Here is a 16,769-nt window from a genome sequence, read left to right as displayed (position 1 = left end):
GCGGGTCGGGGACGGACGGCTCGCGTCGCGTCGGGGCGATGGGCTGGACCGGCCGAGCGGATGACCGGCTGTGCGGGTGTCCGGGCCGGGCCCGGGGAGGCGGCCCGTGGCGGCCGTCCTCCCCGGAGATTCCCGACGTGCTGGGTACTGGGTACCCGGCGCCCGGTCGGGGTGCTCGGTGCGGTGCCGATGGCTTACAGCGGCAGGAGGCCCTTCCAGCGTGCGCGCAGCTCCTGGCGGGCCGGCTCGTCGAACCGGTTGGCCGCCGGATAGCGGTCCTTCCAGGCGAACGGCTTGGTCGCGTCGATCAGCACGATGCCCATCGCGAGATCACCCGCGACCCGCTTGTCGGGCGAGAGCCTCGGGTCGATGGCGGTGGTGGGGGCGCGCAGCACCTGGAGGGACTCGGACGGATCGACCCGGGTGAACACCGCCCACAGGACGTGATGGATATCGGTGACATCGATGTCCTCGTCGACCACGACGAAGTACCGTTCCATGCCGCCGGTGCGCCTGCGCCCGGCTGCCGCGAGCAGCGCGTGCATGGCGTCGCCCGCCCCGGTCTGCTTGATGGAGACGACCATCATGAGCTGGCGCGCGTAACCCCACACGCCCTGGACGTTCTGCACTCCGGAGGCTTCCAGGTGGTCCCAGGTCACCGATGCCGAGTACAGCGGGACGGCCTGGTCACCGGCGGGCACGGTCGGGAGCATCGGTGGGGCGCCGAGGATGATCGGATCGTCGCGGTGCAGGATCCGTGTGACACGCACGACGGTCTCCTGGCCCGAGTGCGTGTAGTAGCCGGTCCACTCCCCGAAGGGGCCCTCCAGTACGGACTCCTCGTCGAGCGGCGGCAGTTCGCCCTCGATCACGATCTCCGCGTGGGCCGGGACGGGCAGTTCGCTGCCCGGCGGGTACAGGACCTCGACCCCCTGGCCGCGCAGCCCGCCGGCGAGGTCGTACTCCGACATTCCGGAGGGTGCGGCGATCGCCGCGGCGGTCGAGAGGATCGGGTCCTGTCCCACCACCACCGCGATCGGGCAACTCCGGCCGCGCTCCCAGTACTTCTCCGCGATGGCCCTGGCGTGCCGGTTGCCGAGCATCCACAGGGAGAGCCGGTCCTTGCCCTGGACACAGGCCCGGTAGGTGCCGACGTTGACCCAGCCGCTGTCGGGGTCGCGGGTGATGACCATGCAGGCGGTACCGATGTAGCGGCCGCCGTCCCCGTCGTGCCAGCGCGGCGCGGGGAAGATGCCGAGGTCCACGTCCTCGCCGGTCAGGACGTTCTCCAGGACCGGTCCCGTGGTGACGTCCACCGGCGGGACCGGCTCGATCCGCTTGCTCAGGTCCTTCCAGGCCCGCACGATGTCGAGCTTGGGTGTGTCGGCGGGCAGGCCGAGGGCCACCGCCGTACGGGCGGCCGTCCCCATGAAATTGGTGAAGACCCGGTACCCCGCCGGGAAGCCGGGAATGTTGTCGAACATCAGGGCGGGGCCTTCCTGCTCCGCCAGCAGTTCGGTGATGCCTCCGATGTCCAGATCGCGGTCCGCGCCGTCGATCCGGAGGACCTCGTCCTTTCCGAGTGTTTCGGTCATGCGGTCGATGTAGTGCCGAAGATCCTTGAATGCGGTCATGTGCCGTCGGGAGCCGGACAGTGCGCCCGGTCTCTCCGTCCTCCTCTTCCGATCTCTTCCGTGCTGTCGGCAGCCGCGCGTGGAGCGATGCCGCGGGGAAGCGGCTCCGCGTGGATGATGAGCGCGCGGGGTGCCTGCACATCGAGAATCCCGACCGACCACGGCCGTGCTCAACGAGTGCGGACCGCCCTGCCGGTTTCTGCGCGGACTAGAGTCGTGATCCATGGAAAGCCTCGATCTGCAGCTCATTCATGCACTGGAGATCGACGGGCGCGCGCCGCTGCGCCGGATCGCCTCGGCGCTGGGCGTCTCGGACCAGATGATCGCCCGCCACTACGCCCGCCTGCACGAGACGGCCGGGCTCCGTGTCGTCGGCCGGCTCAATCCCCGGCCCGTCGGACAGTCCGTGTGGATCCTGCGGCTGATCTGTGTGCCCAGTGCCTCGCTCGGCCTCGCGCGGGCGCTGGCCGAGCGCTCGGACACCCGCTGGGTCCAGCTCGCCTCCGGCGGAACGGAGATCATCAGCCATCTCGCGGTCCACAGCGACCAGGACCGGGACACACTGCTGATGAACACGATTCCGGCGAGCCGCCGGGTCACCTCGGTCTCCGCGCACCGGCTGCTGCGGCTCTTCAAGGGAGGTCCGACCGGCTGGGCCGGCCCGGCGTCCGTGCTGAGCCGGGAGGCGGCTGCCGCGCTCGCTCCCCCGTACCCGTCACCCGACGCCCAGTCGCCTCCGGTCGTGCTCACCGCTCTCGACCACGTCCTGCTCGCCGCGCTGGCCCGGGACGGACGCACGCCGTATGCCGCGCTGGCGGCGGAGGCGCGCTGCCACGAGTCGACGGTGCGCCGCCGTATCGCGCACCTGCGTGGGTCGGGGGCCCTCTTCTTCGCCCTGGACCTGGACGAACGCACTCTCGGCAACCAGGTCCGCACGGCTCTGTGGATGTCGGTGCGGCCCTCGCGGCTGGCGGCCGTCGGAGCGGCCCTGGCGGACCATCCCGAGGTGGTGTACGCGGCGGCGACCACCGGGCGGACCAATCTGCTCGCCTCCGTCCTCTGCCCGGACGACGAACACCTCTACAGCTATCTGACCGACCGTGTCGGAACCCTCGACGGCGTCGACGCGGTGGAGAGCGCGCCCGTCATGCGTACCGTCAAACGCGTCGGCGCCGTGGCCCGGACGGGGCACGGCGGGCTGCGTCCGGAGCGCCCCGGGACGTGAGCACCCGGAGGGCGGGGCAGGGGTGTTCCCGGTCCCGCCCGGAGATACGACACGGTGTCCGGCGAGCGGGCCGTCAGGCGGGGGGCGTGCGGCTGAGGGCCGCGTAGCCGTGCTGGTGGAGCCGGGCGGCGGAGGTGGGGACATAGCCGGGGTCGGCGGAGATCCCGAGCCCCTCGACCATGCGGTTCATGAAGTTGAAGAGGGCGCCGACCATGACGGCGTCATGGAGGGCCCGCTCGTCCCAGCCCGCGGCGTAGACCGCTTCGGCGTCCTGCGGGGTCAGCCGGGACGGTTTGCGGGTGAGGGTCTCCAGGTAGCGGAGCACCGGTCTGAGCCGGGCGTCGACGGGAGCGGTGTCGAGGTCGGTGAGGGCTGCCGTGAGCAGTCCCGCGGGGACGCCGAACGCTTCCGCGGTCGCGGTGTGGATGCCGTGGCAGTAGGCGCAGTCGTTCAGGCCGGAGACATAGGCGGCCATCAGTTCCCGCTCGGCGACGGTGAAGGGGGAAGGCTCGCGCAGGATCTGTTCATGCAGGTCGAGCAGCGGGCGCGCGGTGTGCGGGTAGGCGCGGAAGACATCGAGCAGCGCGGCGTCGGCGGGCTGGGAGTGCAGATAGGACATCGGGCGGTCAGCTCCCTGCGGATGCCGGGCGGCGGGCGCACCGGTCGATCTCCTCCTGGCGGAGCCAGCAGGCGGCGAGGTGGGCGGTGGTGGCGGAGCCCGCGTCGCCGAGGTCGCAGTACGCGAGCACGCGCAGCGTCTCGGCCCAGGCCCTGCGGAGGGAGGCGGGTGCCGGTGGCCCTGAGCCGGCGGCGGCGAGGGCCACACGGGCGGAGCGCCAGCGGCGGACCCCGGTCTCGACGAGGCCGTCGAAACCGGGGAAGGCGGCGACACCGTGCCGGACCCGGTCGACGGCCAGGGCCACCTGGGCGGGATCGTCCATGAGGGTGGCCATGCCGAGGCCCGCCAGGAGCCGTTCGGCGTCCAGGCCCATCAGCATGACGCCCGTCTCGGTGAGCGCGGGGTCATCGACCGAGGACAGGGAGAACCGCGGATCGTAGTCGTCCTCGTGACGGTCACGGCCGTCGTGGTGCCCGGCGTACTCGTGGCTGCCCCGGTGTCCGGGGCTGTCGCGGTCAGACACGGGCGGCCACTCTTTCCTCGGTACGGCGCCGGCCCGCGGACGCCTCCAGGTGCGCGGCGACGGCGGTGGCCACCCGGGCGGTCGCGACACGGTGGCCGTCGATGTTGCGGGCGGCCGGGCCCAGCACCATCCCGGCCGCCGCGCCCACGGCGAACACCCGCGGGGCGTTGCGGTAGGCCAGGGTCTGCTCGTCCAGGTCGGGCCAGCCGTCGCGGGGCGAGGGAATGCCGCGGGGCAGGAGCTGTTCACCGTTGGAGACGGTGGTGCCGAGGGCCAGCACGACATGGTCGCCGATGACCTCTTCACCGCCGGCGAGCCGGACGGCGGCGCGGCCGGCCCGTCCGGGTGCCACGGCGGTGACGGAACGGCCCCGGTGGACGGTCAGCCGGCCGTCGGCCTCGGCGCGTTGCAGCAGGGGGCGGAACTCGAACATGACCGACGCCCGGCGCTGTCCGCCCATCAGGATCCGGCGGTCCTCCCAGCTCGTCCCGTCGAAACGGGCCCGGCCCTCGGCACGGAAGAACGACGCGTTGACGTCGGCGCACTGATAGCGCTCCTCGGGAGCGCGCAGCACCCAGTGCACGCGTGTTCCCTCGTTGAGGGCGTTGGTGATGAGGTGGGCGGCGCTGAGCCCGGACCCGATGACGACCAGGCGCTGGACGTCCCGGGGCACCGGCTCGTCCCAGTAGCTGACGTTGTGGGGAGTGGCCTCGCCGTCCCACCAGTCGGAGGGCGCGGGGCGGCGCTCCTCGCCGAGGCACAGGACGGTGTACCCGGCGGTGACCGCGAAACCGTCGCCGCGGACGGTGACGCCGTCCGCGGCGGGCCGGACCTCACGGACGGAGGCCCGCCAGGTGCGCTCGTCCACATGGTGCAGGGAGGCGACGTGCTCGCAGTAGGCCTCGAAGACATCGACGGGCACGACGGAGCGGTGCCCCGCCTGGGCCATACGGATCTCGCGGCGCTCGACGGGCGTGAGCCGCGACCAGTGGAGGCGGGCGTAGTCGAGCAGTTCGCAGTCGCGGTAGCCCTCGACTCCGGGGTGGTGCTCGTAGGGCGAGCGCAGGACCCGCTGCCCCAGAACGTCGACGCGGTCGAAGAAACGGCCGCACGGCCGGCCTTCCCGGTCGAGAAGGGCGACATCGCGCACGCCGAGGTGCCAGAGCGCGGACGCGACGGCCAGTCCCGCGGGGCCGGCACCGACGATGACCACGTCCGCTTCGGCGGGTGGCGGAGCGGTGGGCGTGCTGTACGGGGCGGGGGGCCAGTCGCGCCCACGGGGCGATTCCAGCAGGTGGGGCTCGGGGACGAAGGTGATCACCCGATGACCGTCACCGGGACGATGACCTCGATGACCGGGCGTTGGGGCATTCCCTCGGCGACCAGCTGCTCCAGCGTCCTGGCGCTGGTCTCCGGGCTGTCCGTGGCGATCGGGCTGTACCGGGAGTACGCGTAGGTGGGCCGTCGGCCCGTGGTCTCCAGGGAATACATCTTCACCACGGCTTCGCCTGGGCGCACTTCGCCGCCGTAGAACGTGAGCCGACGCTGATCGGGGGTGATGAAGGACTTGGAGAACTGACGCGACATCACCAGGGTGTCGGCGTCGTCGACGAACACGGAGTCCTCGTCGGTGGCCGCCTGCATGGCCACCCACGTACGGTCCGTCAGGTTGGTCTCGGATTTGATGATCTGCCAGCGACCCGGCTCGGGGAGATTCACACAGACGGAGACATCGTGGTCGACGGTGTCGATCGCACCGGAAATCATCAGCACATGACGGCGAATGTCCGCGACGCCCGCCATTTGAATATCACGGGCCCGGACCCGCGAGGAAACGTCTATTCCGGACACTTCCAGTGGCGCCATCAAAATCTCCCCGATTTCTCGAAAAGGAAGCCAGGTGTCGCAAGTGCCCACGACATTTTCACAGGCCCTGCACCCTGTCAAGCACAGTTGTTCGGGCCGGTGTTGGGGGTTCGACACCGGCCCTCACGGGGAACGATTCAAGCCGCCCGGAGAGTTCCCCCCTCCCTTCCAGGTGCCTCGCCATGGGCACCGACATGGGTGATCTCGAAGGTGTCCAGGTCGCGAATGCGGATCTTGAGAAAGAGCCCGTCCCTCACCAGGACGGAGAACTCCAGCGGCCGGCCGGGGACGTCGTCGGTCTCGTACGCCCGGAACACCGATCGGTCGGCAATGGCGAAGAGGGCCTTGTGCACCGCGTTGCGGTGGATCTGGCAGGCCGTGCGCGACCAGCGCTCCAGCAGCTCCCATCCCGCGGTCAGCCGGAGCGGTCCGCGTGCGGCCGTGTCGGCCCCGGCCGGACGCCGCACAGGCGCCTGGCTCCCGGAGGGGTGGCCCACGCCCGGGGGGTGGCCGAGCATGGTGCGGGCAACCTGCAGTTTGGCCCGGCCGGCGGGGGTCGGGCGGTGTCGCTGGACCGTGCGCAGAATGCGCTCCGCGGTCCAGCCGTCCCCGGTGCCCAGGTAGCCGACCGCCTGGCGGTACAGGAAGTCGGCCTCCTCCCCGCTCAGCCGGCCCGCCGAGGACGCGAGGAGCTCGATGTGGCGTTCGCGGGGGCTGGCCGCCGTGGGAATCAGGCCTTCCGGCTCCACGACACGATCCGCCGGCCGGTGGAGCGTGATCATCCCCTCCCCCAGTTCGTCGAGGATCGCGAAGAACAGCCGGCTCCCCTCGTCGAGCAGGTCCGCGTCGACCACATCGACACGGCAGGGGCCCATCTGGTCGAGCCACGCCAGCCCGATCTCCCGGAGGCTGTGGACCACCCGGTCGCGGTGCGGGAACCGCCCCGCTCCGTGGCGCCGCATGCGTTCGGCGCGGCTCCCGTCGTCCTCGTTCGCGGCACACGCGGGGTCCTCGGGGGCGATCAGCCTCAGACCGACGCGCGCCTGCCGGGGCCACGTGGCCGTGACACCCGTGTTGATCAGGGCTCGCACCGGTAAGAAGCCGACCGTTCCGCGCTCGGCCCGCACAGCGAATTGACGCATCCCTACCCCCAGAATCCATCGGCACGGTCACGGCGCCGAGCGGTGACAGGAAGGTCCGCCACCGTGCCTCGGTGACCTCGCGGTACTCACCCTTGGCGATCTTCGCATTTCATGCCGGAAGGTACTTCCTTCACTTTCCGTCACTTAGCAAAGTAGCTGCGTCCCGGGGGTGCCACATCTTCCAAAGTGCTGTTGTGCCAGGGGTGTTCGGGATGACCGGCCCACCTCGCCAAGTCCGTGTTGGACCCATCGGCGGATGGGGCGAACATGTCCGCCCCCGCCCGGTCCCACGAATGTTCACGAGGCTGTTCAGGCACGGGAGACGACTGCGGGCGCGGCGGTGGCGGGGCGGCAACCGGACACCTCTCGGAATCCTTGCCGCACCACCACCGCCGCGCCCGCCCGTCCGGACAGGAGACTCCTGTCCGGACGGTTGATCGGACCGTCGGCCGGGATCAGACCGCCGGGGCCGGGTAGGTCGGGTACTCCACTCCGGAGACGTGCTGGACGACCCGGATGACCTGGCAGGAGTAGCCGAACTCGTTGTCGTACCACAGGTAGAGGATCGCGTTGTCGCCATCGACCTTGGTGGCACCCGCGTCCACGATCGAGGCGTGGCGCGAGCCGATGAAGTCGCTGGAGACCGCGTCGGGCGCGCTGATGAAGTCGATCTGGCGCTTGAGCGGCGAGGTGAGCGAGACGTCGCGGAGGTGGTCGAGGACCTCCTCGCGGGTGGTCTCGCGCGCCAGCCGCAGGCTCAGGATCGCGATCGAGACGTCCGGCACGGGGACGCGGATCGAACTGCCGGTGATCGGCGCCTTGAGCGCGGGCAGCGCCTTGGCCACGGCGGAGGCGGCGCCGGTCTCGGTGATGACCATGTTGAGCGCCGCCGATCGGCCGCGGCGGTCACCCGAGTGGTAGTTGTCCAGAAGGTTCTGGTCATTGGTGTACGAGTGGATGGTCTCCACATGTCCGCGCAGGACGCCGTACTCGTCGGCCATCGCCTTCAGCGGCGGCACGATCGCGTTGGTGGTGCACGAGGCGCAGGAGATGATCTGCTCGTCCGGCTTGATCGTGTCGTGGTTGACGCCGTGGACGATGTTGGGGACGTCGCCCTTGCCCGGCGCGGTCAGGACGACCTTGGCGATACCGGGGCGCAGGTGCTTCGACAGGCCCTCGCGGTCGCGCCACTTGCCGGTGTTGTCGATGAGGATGGCGTCCTTGATGCCGTACGCCGTGTAGTCGACCTTGGTCGGGTCGTCGGAGTAGATCACCTTGATCTCGTTGCCGTTGGCGACGATCGTGCTGTTCGCCTCGTCAACGGTGATCGTGCCGTGGAACTGGCCGTGGATGGAGTCGCGGCGCAGCAGCGAGGCGCGCTTGACGATGTCCTGGCCGACACCCCTGCGGACGACGATGGCCCGCAGCCTCAGACCGTTGCCGGAGCCGGTCTTCTCGATGAGCAGACGGGCGAGGAGGCGGCCGATGCGGCCGAATCCGTAGAGGACGACATCGCGCGGCTCACGGCGGTCGATCTTGTTGTCGCCCGTGGCGCCGGCGACGACCTCGGCGGTGAACTCCGCCACCGAGAGGCCGCGCCCGTCGGCCCGGTACGTCGCGGCGAGCATGCCGATGTCGATCTGCGAAGGACCGAGATCGAGCGTGGTGAGGGCCTGGAGGAACGGCAGCGTCTCGGTGACCGAGAGCTCCTCACCGGCGATCTGCCGGGCGAACCGGTGCGTCTTGAGGATGCTGACCACCGACTTGTTCACCAAGGAGCGGCTGTGGAGGAGGACGGTGACGTCCTGCTCCCGGTGCAGCTTCCCGATGATCGGGATCATCGACTCCGCGATCTCCTCGCGGGTCTTCCAATTGGTGAACGAGTCGTCATTGACAGTCACAGGTTTATCTTTCGAGCTAGGCGGCGCTCATATGGTAACCCCATGCCACTTTGATCATTCAAACGGTGCCGGGAGACGCGGTACGCGCACCGGGCAGTCCGGGCAGTCCGGGCACACCGGGCGCACCGGGGACTGTCAGTCCCGGGTGCGAGGATCACGGCATGGTGATGTGTGACTACTTCTCGGCCTCCGATGACGACGCGGCCGTCAGCGTTCTCGACGAACCGGGCGGACCGGATGCCTCGGCCTTCGACGTGGTGCCGCTGAAGGGCATCGACCCGGTCGTGGTGATGCCGCGGCTCGAATCGATCCTGACGGGCTGCACCTACGACGAGGCGGTCGGGCGTCCCCGCTCGGGGAAGCTGCTCTCGTCCCCCGAAGCGGAGAGCGCGTTCATCATGAGCGTGTCCGACACCCTTCAGGAGGCGCTGGCCTCGGCCACGCACGAGACCCTGCGTGAAGCGGCCGGCCCCTGGGCCGGTACGGATGAGCTGCTCGCCTCCGGCATGGCCTCCGATACCGCGGCCCACGTGGCGGTTCAGCTGGCGGAACTGGCCGGGCGGGCGCGGTCGGCCGGTCACCGGATGTACTGCCGGTGGGCGCTGTGAGGACTGCCGGAGGCGCTGTGAGGGGTGACGGTGGGCGCTGTGAGGGGTGACGGCGCCGGAGTCAGGGTTTCCGCGGCCCTCTGGAGCACACACCCCTGAGCTGCCGGCCCGGCCCGATCCGGCGGCACACCCGGCCGGTGCTCGGGCCGGTCCTGGAGCCGGCCCTCGGGCCGGCCCCACCCTCGGGCCGGGCCTCTTCCCCGCCTCCGGCCGCGCGGAGGTCAGGCCAGGTCGAGCAGCTGTTCGTAGAAGCCGCCGAATCCCCGTCGTCTGTCCACGAAGTGCAGCTCCAGAATCCAGTGGCGGACCCGCCCCGCCCGGTCGGTGCCCCGCAGTGGCTCCGTGTTGTCCGGGGTGATGTAGGACCGCGCCTTGGCACCGTCGTTCGTCTCGTGCGGGAACTCCCCCACGAGATGCCCGGAGTGCCAGATGCCGATCTCCCAGCCGGCCTCCTCCGCCAGCCGCTCGACCTCGGTGTACAGCTGCCGGCCGGTGATGTCCGGATCCCCCGCGAACACCGCGCGCCCCGCGTCGAACACGCGGGGCAGATCCACCAGCAGCCGGCGCTTGTCCGGATCGTCGCCGAAGACATAGGTGCGGCCGAAGTCCGCCTCGTACTCCTCGAAGATCGGGCCGAAGTCCGCGAAGGCCACGTCGTCCTCACCGATGACGCGGTCGGGCGGGTTGTCCCGGTAGGGGAGCAGCGTGTTCGGCCCGGAGCGGATGATCCGCTTGTGCCAGTGCTTGGTGGTGCCGAACATGTCGTTGGCCAGGTCCCGGATACGGTCGCTCGCCTCCCGCTCCCCGGTACCGGGCGCGACCAGTCCGCGCGCCTCCACCTCGGCGAACAGCGCGACGGCCTTCTCCTGCGCCGCCACCAGTCCCGCGGCCCGCCCGGCCTCATCCGGTCCGGAAAGTTCCGACGTCATGTCATGGCCCCCTGCGCTCCGCTTGTCGTGGCGCCCATCCTAGAGGCCGTCCCGCAGCCGGTCCCCGGAAGGCGCCCGGAGGGCGGAGCCCGGCGGATCCGCCTCAGTAGGGGTGCTTCTCGGGCCTGTTCCGCCACGCGTCGTACGCGCTTCTGCCGAGCTCCGGGAAGCACTGCACGATACGGATGCTCCGCTCACCGATCGGCTTCTTGAAGTCCTCGTACTGGTACTCGTCGCTGAAGCCGATCTCCTCGGTGGCCTTGAGGTCGCGGCTGAAGTAGACGGCGTCGAACCGTGACCAGTAGATGGCGCTCATGCACATCGGACACGGCTGGCCGCTGGTGTAGATCTCGCAGCCCTTGAGCATCCGGGCCCGCCTCGGCACCCGGTCGGGAGAATCGGGCTCACGGCGGATGAGCTTCAGCGTGCTCTTGTTCCGGTACTTCACCGCGATGGTCGGAGCCTCCGGGTTGAGCACCTGGATCGCCTTGCGGATGGCCTCCACCTCACCGTGCGCGGTGGGGTCACCGGTCAGCAGGACCCGGTTCTGGCCGCGGGCGATGATCTCACCGTTCCGGGTGACCACCGCGCCGAACGGCCCGCCCCAGCCGTTCACCACCGACTCCTTGGCCAGCCGTACCGCCTCGGCCATGAACTTCTTCTTCGCCATGCCGTTTCTCCGTCGCCCAGGTCCGGCCTCCCCTCCGGCGTGCGCACAGCAGGGAAGGCATATGGATGCATTCGTCCCCTCTCACAAGACAGCCATCCTCGTGGTCCGGGCAACTCGGACCACGCGCGCCGGACCACGTGAAGCCGCTGCGAACACGCCCCCGCGGGCCGGGGGCCGCAGGGGAGGGTCTCTGCCCTGCGGGCGCCCCGGTATCGGCCGGTCGTGTACCGCCCGGGTCAGCGGCCGGCGTCCGTACGCCTCACCGCTCCCGAGGATGCTCGTCGCCGTGTCCTGCTCCCGGCGGGTGCTCGTCCAGCCATGCGGCGGGCACCCGGCCCCCGGGGCTCAGCATCTGTGTCGCCAGCGCTCGCAGGGCTGCCGCGAAGACCGCCGGACGGCGCAGGAACTCCATGTGGATGCCGGGGAACTCCACCCACGGCACACCGATCCGGCGGGCGATCTCGGCGGCGGGACGCGCGTAATACGTACCCCGGTCAAAGGAGCCCGCGCCCAGCACCATCGGGAAGGGCGCGGCCCTCAGCGCGGCCCCGTCGGGGCGGAAGCCGGCGAAGCCGGGCCACTCCGTGCCGAAGAGATGGTCCTGGTTCCCCAGGAACCGCTTCCAGAGATCGTCGGGCCAGCGGTACGTCCCCTCCCCGCGCGTCGTCTCCGCGAACCGGCGTCCCGCCGCCGGGGCGCCGCCCTCGGCGTACAGCGCGGCCATGTCCCCGAAGAAACCGCGGTCGGGATCGCCGTCGGGCAGGACGTTCACGGCCGGCGGCTCGTGCGCGACGAGACCGGTGAGCACCTGGGGGTGCAGCGCGGCCAGCGTGAGGCCGATGATCGCGCCTCCGCTGTTGCCGAAGACGAGAGCCTGTCCGCGCGCCACCGACTCGATCAGCCGGCGTGCGTCGTCCGCCTGCTGGGCGAGGTCCATCGGTTCGGCGCAACGGCCGGTACTGCGGGAGTTGCCCCGCCGGTCGTAGGTGATCACGGTGAAGGCGTCGGCCAGTTCCTCGGCGACGCCCGAGTAGTACCCGGCGTCCCCTCCGGCCCCGCTGATCATCAGCAGGGCGGGACCGCTGCCGCGCACCTCGTGGTACAGACGCGCTCCGTCCGCCTCGAACATGTCACTGCGCACAGCGGGGTTCCGTCCCGTCCCGCGGCAAGGCGCCGTTCGCGTGTCCGGACGCGGCCCGCCCGTCGAACGGCCGCGCGCCCCGCACGGTACGGCGGACACGCCCGGAGCCGTACGACCGCTCCGCGGTGTCAGGCACGGGCAAGCCGTGGGACGAGGAGTTCGGCGTTGCCACGGTTGACGGCGTGAAGCTGCTCCGGTTCCCAGTGCGGATACTCGTCCAGCCCGCTGTCGAAGCCGGTGCCCCACTCCTCGGGAAGCATGGGGAAGTCGCTGCCGTACAGGACGTGTCCGGGTGCGGCGAAGGCGAGCAGTGAGGGCAGCGCGGCGGTGGGGGACATGGCGGTGTCGAAGTAGAAGCGCCGAAGGTCGCTCAGCAGGCCCTCGGGGGTGGAGTCGGGGTGGAGACGGGCGGCGACGGCGAAGCGGTCGGCGGCGTACGGCAGGAGACCACCGGCGTGGGGCAGGATCATCCTGATCCGGGGGTGGCGCCTCGGCACACCGTTCAGAGCCATGTGCAGGGCCGTGCGGGCCGTGTCGTAGGGGAAGTCCACCAGGGGTCCGGGCAGGCCGGAAACAGGCGCGATCGGCGGCGCGGTGGGGTGGACGAGGACCACGGCGGCACGGGCGTCCAGCTCGGCCCAGAGCGGCTCGAACTCCGGATCGCCGAGGTAGCGGCCGTGCACGTTGGACAGGACCATCAGCCCGTCCGCGTTCAACTCGTCCAGCGCGTGGGCCGTCTCGGCGAGCGCGGCGTCCACGTCGGGCAGAGGGAGGACCGCGAAGTGGCCGAAGCGATCGGGCCGGTCCTTGACGACCTCGGCGGTGTATTCGTTCACGCTCCGGGCACCGGCGCGGGCTCCGGCCAGGTCGTCCGGGGCCGCGACCGGGGCGGGGAACGACAGGAGGCCGGTGGCGATCGACCTGCGGTCCATCATCGCGATCGCACTCCGGACGTCCCACGCGGGAGCCGGCCAGCCGAGGGCCGCGGCTCGCTCGGCCATCACAGCGCCGAAGGCCGGTGGGACCAGATGCTGGTGTACGTCGATGCGCTCGGGGTCCGACACGTCTGTCCGAGCCTCCTCGGGTGCGGGGTGCGGGGTGCGGGGCGGGAACGGCCCGGATCCATGAGATACCCCCGGGGGGAAGCGTGCCAGGCGGACGGCACGGCCCGGCCCCGAACAGCGGATGCGCCCGACCGGGGAATCACCTGAGCGGGGGAAGCCGAGAGTCCGCTCGCACGGCACGTCGAGGACGAGACCTCCGCGACCTGGCCTGCCCGGCCGGGCAGGGGAAACGTGCGGGTGAATCCACAAGCCGCTCCCCCCGCGGCCACGGAACCCCAGGACCGATCCGCCGCTGGGCCGTCCCTCGCGGCTGCTCCCGGCCTGCGGCCTGCGTCGGTCGGGCCACTCGGCGGCGGATCCACCAGGCGCGGAACCCGGAAGGCGGCGCGGCGGACACCGGCTCCGCAGAAATCGGCCGGCCGCGGGCCGGTGACCGCGAGGGTGGCGGCGAAGGCGGCCGGCGCGGCGAGCAACACACCGGCCGGGGTGCGGAACTGGCGCCGGGCCACCCGGATCGTGGAGGCACAGGTGCGTGGCCGCGGGTTCTCGGCGGCTCAGCGGGAGGAGGTGGGGAGACGCCGGGGCGAAGGGCGGCCGTTCGGCCCGACCGGCCGGGCGCGGCGCCGGCCTGCGCGGGCGCGGTCGCGGGACGGCACGACCGGGCCGCGGTCCGCGACGACCCCGCGGTTTCCGACACCGCCCCGCGCGGAGAGCCCGTCGAACGGCTCTCCCGCAGTGCGGATGACGCACACCGTTCGGTGCGTCATCGTGGAACGCGTCATCCCGCGCACCGCACGCCAGGTCCCCGTGCGGCGCGCGAAAGCGCCGGGCCCGACGCACCGTCGCTCGGCCCCGTCTCGTCGATACTGGAGTCTTCGTCGCGGCAGCGGCAAGGACACACGTCCCCTGTCCATCAGTCGGCGAAGCCGGCGTCAGCCCCGCCGGCACCGCCCGAGGCCGCCCCGGAACGCCGGGGCCCGGAACCCGCGACGCAACACCGACCGGGCAGAACCCGAGTTCAGAGCCGTACTGGAAACCTTCCCAGGAGGAACCGTTGAGAATGCTCATCAACGTCCCGGAGACCGTGGTCGACGACGCCCTGCGGGGCATGGCCGCCGCGCACCCCGAGCTGACCGTCGATGTCGACAACCGGGTGGTCGTGCGTCGTGACGCCCCCGTGGCCGGGAAGGTCGGGCTCGTGTCCGGCGGCGGGTCCGGGCACGAGCCGCTGCACGCCGGGTTCGTCGGGCCGGGGATGCTCTCCGCCGCGTGTCCCGGGGAGGTGTTCACCTCGCCCGTACCCGATCAGATGGTGCGGGCCGCCGCCGCGGTCGACAGCGGGGCCGGGGTCCTCTTCATCGTCAAGAACTACACCGGCGACGTGCTGAACTTCGAGATGGCCGCCGAACTCGCCGAGGACGAGGGCGTACGGGTCGCCCAGGTCCTCGTCGACGACGACGTGGCGGTGAGCGACAGTACGTTCACGGCCGGGCGGCGGGGTACGGGGGCGACGCTGTTCGTCGAGAAGATCGCCGGGGCCGCCGCCGACGAGGGCGCGTCGCTGGAGCGGGTGACGGATGTGGCGCGGCAGGTGAACGCGCGGTCCCGGAGCTTCGGGGTGGCGCTGAGTTCGGTCACCACTCCGGCGAAGGGCAGCCCCACCTTCGATCTTCCCCCGGGCGAGCTGGAGTTGGGCATCGGCATTCACGGCGAACCGGGCCGGGAACGGCGCCCCATGATGACCTCCGGGGAGATCGCCGACTTCGCGGTGCACGCCGTGCTGGAGGACCTCCGGCCCACCGGACCGGTGCTGGTGCTCGTGAACGGCATGGGGGCGACCGGGCTGCTGGAGCTGTACGGGTTCAATGCCGAGGTGCAGCGGGTGCTCTCCGAGCGAGGTGTGCCCGTGGCCCGTACGCTCGTGGGGAACTACGTGACCTCGCTCGACATGGCGGGCTGCTCGGTGACGCTGTGTCAGGTCGACGAGGAGCTGCTGCGGCTCTGGGACGCGCCCGTGCGGACTGCCGCGCTCCGCTGGGGCCGTTGAGCCCCGGCGCCCCGCGTACCGACCGCCCGGCTCCCACCCGTACTGCCCGCCCTCGCCCGTCCGTGGCGCGCACGGCGCCGGGATCCCCCGCGCCGGACCGGCCCGAGGAACAGGAGACCTTGTGCTCGACACCGATTTCTTCCGCCGCTGGATGGCCGCCATGGCGGCTGCCGTGGACCGTGAGGCGGACCGTCTGACCGAACTGGACTCGGCGATCGGTGACGCCGACCACGGCAGCAACCTCCAGCGCGGCTTCACCGCGGTGACGGCGGCCCTGGCCAAGGACGCCCCCGCGACGCCCGGAGCCGTGCTGACCCTCGCCGGACGACAGCTGATCTCCACCGTGGGCGGTGCGTCCGGGCCGCTGTACGGGACGCTGCTGCGCCGTACGGGCAAGGCCCTGGGCGAATCGGCCGAGGTGACGTCGGGGCAGCTGGCCGGGGCCTTTTCCGCGGGTGTCGCGGCTGTGGGGCAGCTCGGCGGCGCGCGGGCCGGGGACAAGACGATGCTCGACGCGCTGCTGCCCGCCGCGGACGCCCTGGGTTCGTCGTTCCGGGCGGCCCGGGACGCGGCGGGAGCCGGTGCGCGGGCGACGGTTCCCCTCCAGGCGCGCAAGGGGCGGGCCAGCTATCTCGGCGCGCGCAGCATCGGGCACGAGGATCCGGGGGCCGCCTCGTCCGCGCTGCTGGTCGCCGCGCTGGTCGAGGCCGACGAGCCGCCCGGGGCCGGGGAGGGCACCGGAACGGCCGGGGCCGGCGGGACGACGGACGGGAGCGGCTCATGAGTGCGCGCGGGCAGGTCGGGATCGTCCTGGTCTCGCACAGCGGGCCGGTGGCCGAGTCCGTCGCCGAGCTGGCACGGGGGCTCGCGGCGGGGGGTGCCACCGCGCCCGTCGCCGCGGCCGGTGGGCTGCCCGACGGGGGGTTCGGGACAAGCGCCGAACTGATCGCCCGCGCCGCCGAGTCGGTCGACCGCGGGGCCGGGATCGCGGTACTGGTCGATCTCGGCAGCGCGGTGCTGACGGTGAAGTCGATGCTCGCCGAGGGCGACGAGCTGCCGGCCGGAGCGCGTCTGGTCGACGCGCCGTTCGTCGAGGGCGCCGTGGCCGCCCTGGTCACCGCGTCGGCGGGCGGGGATCTGGCGGCGGTGGAGGCCGCGGCCTCGGAGGCGTACGGATACCGCAAGGCCTGAGGCCGTTGCCCGGGGCCCGATCCGCGCAGGGCCGGCCCCGGAACGGCCCCTGGCCGGCACCGGCCCGGACTCGGGGCCGGCCCCTGGACGTCCGGGGACACACCCCCCGTCCCCCGGCCCCCCCGGGGGGGGGGGGGGGGGGGGGCCCCCCGGGGGGGGGGGGGGCGCCCCCCCAGCCCCCCCCCCCGCAACAACACCCCCCCCCCCCC

The 16,769-nt window shown here is 71.8% G+C and carries 16 protein-coding genes; 5 read left to right on the top strand and 11 right to left on the bottom strand.

Translation table 11 applies throughout. The features are described from left to right. Positions 1 to 194: 194 nt before the first annotated feature. Positions 195 to 1,595: a UbiD family decarboxylase gene (locus ABT170_RS22830; protein ID WP_351870223.1), complete on the bottom strand. Its 1,401-nt coding sequence runs from the start codon at positions 1,593 to 1,595 to the stop codon at positions 195 to 197. A gap of 262 nt (positions 1,596 to 1,857) precedes the next feature. On the opposite strand from ABT170_RS22830, the gene ABT170_RS22825 reads away from it, so the two are divergent. After that, positions 1,858 to 2,859 carry an Lrp/AsnC family transcriptional regulator gene (locus tag ABT170_RS22825; RefSeq protein ID WP_351870220.1) on the top strand — a complete coding sequence of 334 codons (1,002 nt, stop codon included), beginning with the start codon at positions 1,858 to 1,860 and terminating at the stop codon, positions 2,857 to 2,859. 73 nt (positions 2,860 to 2,932) lie between these two features. Here the strand turns inward: ABT170_RS22825 and ABT170_RS22820 are convergent, their stop codons facing one another. The 6 genes from ABT170_RS22820 to ABT170_RS22795 form a co-directional block, all read right to left on the bottom strand. Next, a complete protein-coding gene (locus ABT170_RS22820; protein WP_329945139.1) occupies positions 2,933 to 3,478 on the bottom strand; it encodes a carboxymuconolactone decarboxylase family protein in 546 nt (181 codons plus the stop codon). Between the two features lie 7 nt (positions 3,479 to 3,485). Continuing rightward, positions 3,486 to 4,001, bottom strand: coding sequence for a DUF6187 family protein (locus tag ABT170_RS22815; protein ID WP_351870218.1), 516 nt, complete (start codon positions 3,999 to 4,001; stop codon positions 3,486 to 3,488). Continuing rightward, on the bottom strand, positions 3,994 to 5,322 hold the full coding sequence (locus ABT170_RS22810) for an FAD-dependent oxidoreductase (RefSeq protein WP_351870215.1): 1,329 nt from the start codon (positions 5,320 to 5,322) through the stop codon (positions 3,994 to 3,996). Before ABT170_RS22810 ends, ABT170_RS22815 begins: the two co-directional genes overlap by 8 nt. Next, on the bottom strand, positions 5,319 to 5,768 hold the full coding sequence (locus ABT170_RS22805) for a DUF6423 family protein (RefSeq protein ID WP_266928770.1): 450 nt from the start codon (positions 5,766 to 5,768) through the stop codon (positions 5,319 to 5,321). The genes ABT170_RS22810 and ABT170_RS22805 overlap by 4 nt, the downstream gene beginning before the upstream one ends. Positions 5,769 to 6,004: 236 nt before the next feature. Further along, entirely contained in the window at positions 6,005 to 7,009 is a 1,005-nt protein-coding gene (locus ABT170_RS22800) for a DUF6235 family protein (protein ID WP_329945143.1), read from the bottom strand. A 455-nt stretch (positions 7,010 to 7,464) separates the two neighbouring features. Continuing rightward, positions 7,465 to 8,910 (bottom strand): glyceraldehyde-3-phosphate dehydrogenase, encoded by a 1,446-nt coding sequence (locus ABT170_RS22795; RefSeq protein ID WP_329945144.1) that lies wholly within the window; start codon positions 8,908 to 8,910, stop codon positions 7,465 to 7,467. Between the two features lie 161 nt (positions 8,911 to 9,071). Between ABT170_RS22795 and ABT170_RS22790 the strand changes: the two genes are divergently transcribed. Continuing rightward, entirely contained in the window at positions 9,072 to 9,518 is a 447-nt protein-coding gene (locus ABT170_RS22790; protein WP_329945145.1) for a hypothetical protein, read from the top strand. Positions 9,519 to 9,739: 221 nt separating this feature from the next. Here the strand turns inward: ABT170_RS22790 and ABT170_RS22785 are convergent, their stop codons facing one another. From ABT170_RS22785 to ABT170_RS22770, 4 genes are all read right to left on the bottom strand, one after another. Then, a complete protein-coding gene (locus ABT170_RS22785; protein WP_329945146.1) occupies positions 9,740 to 10,447 on the bottom strand; it encodes a M24 family metallopeptidase in 708 nt (235 codons plus the stop codon). 103 nt (positions 10,448 to 10,550) lie between these two features. After that, positions 10,551 to 11,117, bottom strand: coding sequence for a nucleoside deaminase (locus ABT170_RS22780; RefSeq protein WP_329945147.1), 567 nt, complete (start codon positions 11,115 to 11,117; stop codon positions 10,551 to 10,553). 259 nt (positions 11,118 to 11,376) lie between these two features. Beyond that, the gene (locus ABT170_RS22775) at positions 11,377 to 12,258 is read right to left on the bottom strand and encodes an alpha/beta fold hydrolase (protein WP_329945148.1); all 882 of its coding nucleotides are present in this window, start codon (positions 12,256 to 12,258) and stop codon (positions 11,377 to 11,379) included. A gap of 128 nt (positions 12,259 to 12,386) precedes the next feature. Further along, a complete protein-coding gene (locus tag ABT170_RS22770; protein ID WP_351870208.1) occupies positions 12,387 to 13,322 on the bottom strand; it encodes an amidohydrolase family protein in 936 nt (311 codons plus the stop codon). A gap of 1,054 nt (positions 13,323 to 14,376) precedes the next feature. Here ABT170_RS22770 and dhaK point away from each other — a divergent pair. The 3 genes from dhaK to ABT170_RS22755 all read left to right on the top strand — a co-directional run bounded on the left by dhaK (position 14,377) and on the right by ABT170_RS22755 (position 16,560). Continuing rightward, entirely contained in the window at positions 14,377 to 15,369 is a 993-nt protein-coding gene (gene dhaK, locus ABT170_RS22765) for a dihydroxyacetone kinase subunit DhaK (RefSeq protein ID WP_329945150.1), read from the top strand. Between the two features lie 121 nt (positions 15,370 to 15,490). Then, entirely contained in the window at positions 15,491 to 16,153 is a 663-nt protein-coding gene (dhaL, locus tag ABT170_RS22760; RefSeq protein ID WP_351870205.1) for a dihydroxyacetone kinase subunit DhaL, read from the top strand. After that, positions 16,150 to 16,560 (top strand): PTS-dependent dihydroxyacetone kinase phosphotransferase subunit DhaM, encoded by a 411-nt coding sequence (locus tag ABT170_RS22755; RefSeq protein WP_329945152.1) that lies wholly within the window; start codon positions 16,150 to 16,152, stop codon positions 16,558 to 16,560. The genes dhaL and ABT170_RS22755 overlap by 4 nt, the downstream gene beginning before the upstream one ends. The last annotated feature ends 209 nt before the right edge of the window (positions 16,561 to 16,769 follow it).

The organism is Streptomyces sp. NPDC001787 (genome assembly GCF_040297465.1).
Lineage (GTDB): Bacteria > Actinomycetota > Actinomycetes > Streptomycetales > Streptomycetaceae > Streptomyces.
This window is presented reverse-complemented; position numbering and strand designations above follow the sequence as displayed.

Coding starts and splice junctions, on each gene's coding strand:
- ABT170_RS22830 (WP_351870223.1), bottom strand. CDS start 1,595: ATGACCGAAACACTCGGAAAGGACGAGGTCCTCCGGATCGACGGCGCG.
- ABT170_RS22825 (WP_351870220.1), top strand. CDS start 1,858: ATGGAAAGCCTCGATCTGCAGCTCATTCATGCACTGGAGATCGACGGG.
- ABT170_RS22820 (WP_329945139.1), bottom strand. CDS start 3,478: ATGTCCTATCTGCACTCCCAGCCCGCCGACGCCGCGCTGCTCGATGTC.
- ABT170_RS22805 (WP_266928770.1), bottom strand. CDS start 5,768: ATGATTTCCGGTGCGATCGACACCGTCGACCACGATGTCTCCGTCTGT.
- ABT170_RS22800 (WP_329945143.1), bottom strand. CDS start 7,009: ATGCGTCAATTCGCTGTGCGGGCCGAGCGCGGAACGGTCGGCTTCTTA.
- ABT170_RS22790 (WP_329945145.1), top strand. CDS start 9,072: ATGGTGATGTGTGACTACTTCTCGGCCTCCGATGACGACGCGGCCGTC.
- ABT170_RS22785 (WP_329945146.1), bottom strand. CDS start 10,447: ATGACGTCGGAACTTTCCGGACCGGATGAGGCCGGGCGGGCCGCGGGA.
- ABT170_RS22780 (WP_329945147.1), bottom strand. CDS start 11,117: ATGGCGAAGAAGAAGTTCATGGCCGAGGCGGTACGGCTGGCCAAGGAG.
- ABT170_RS22755 (WP_329945152.1), top strand. CDS start 16,150: ATGAGTGCGCGCGGGCAGGTCGGGATCGTCCTGGTCTCGCACAGCGGG.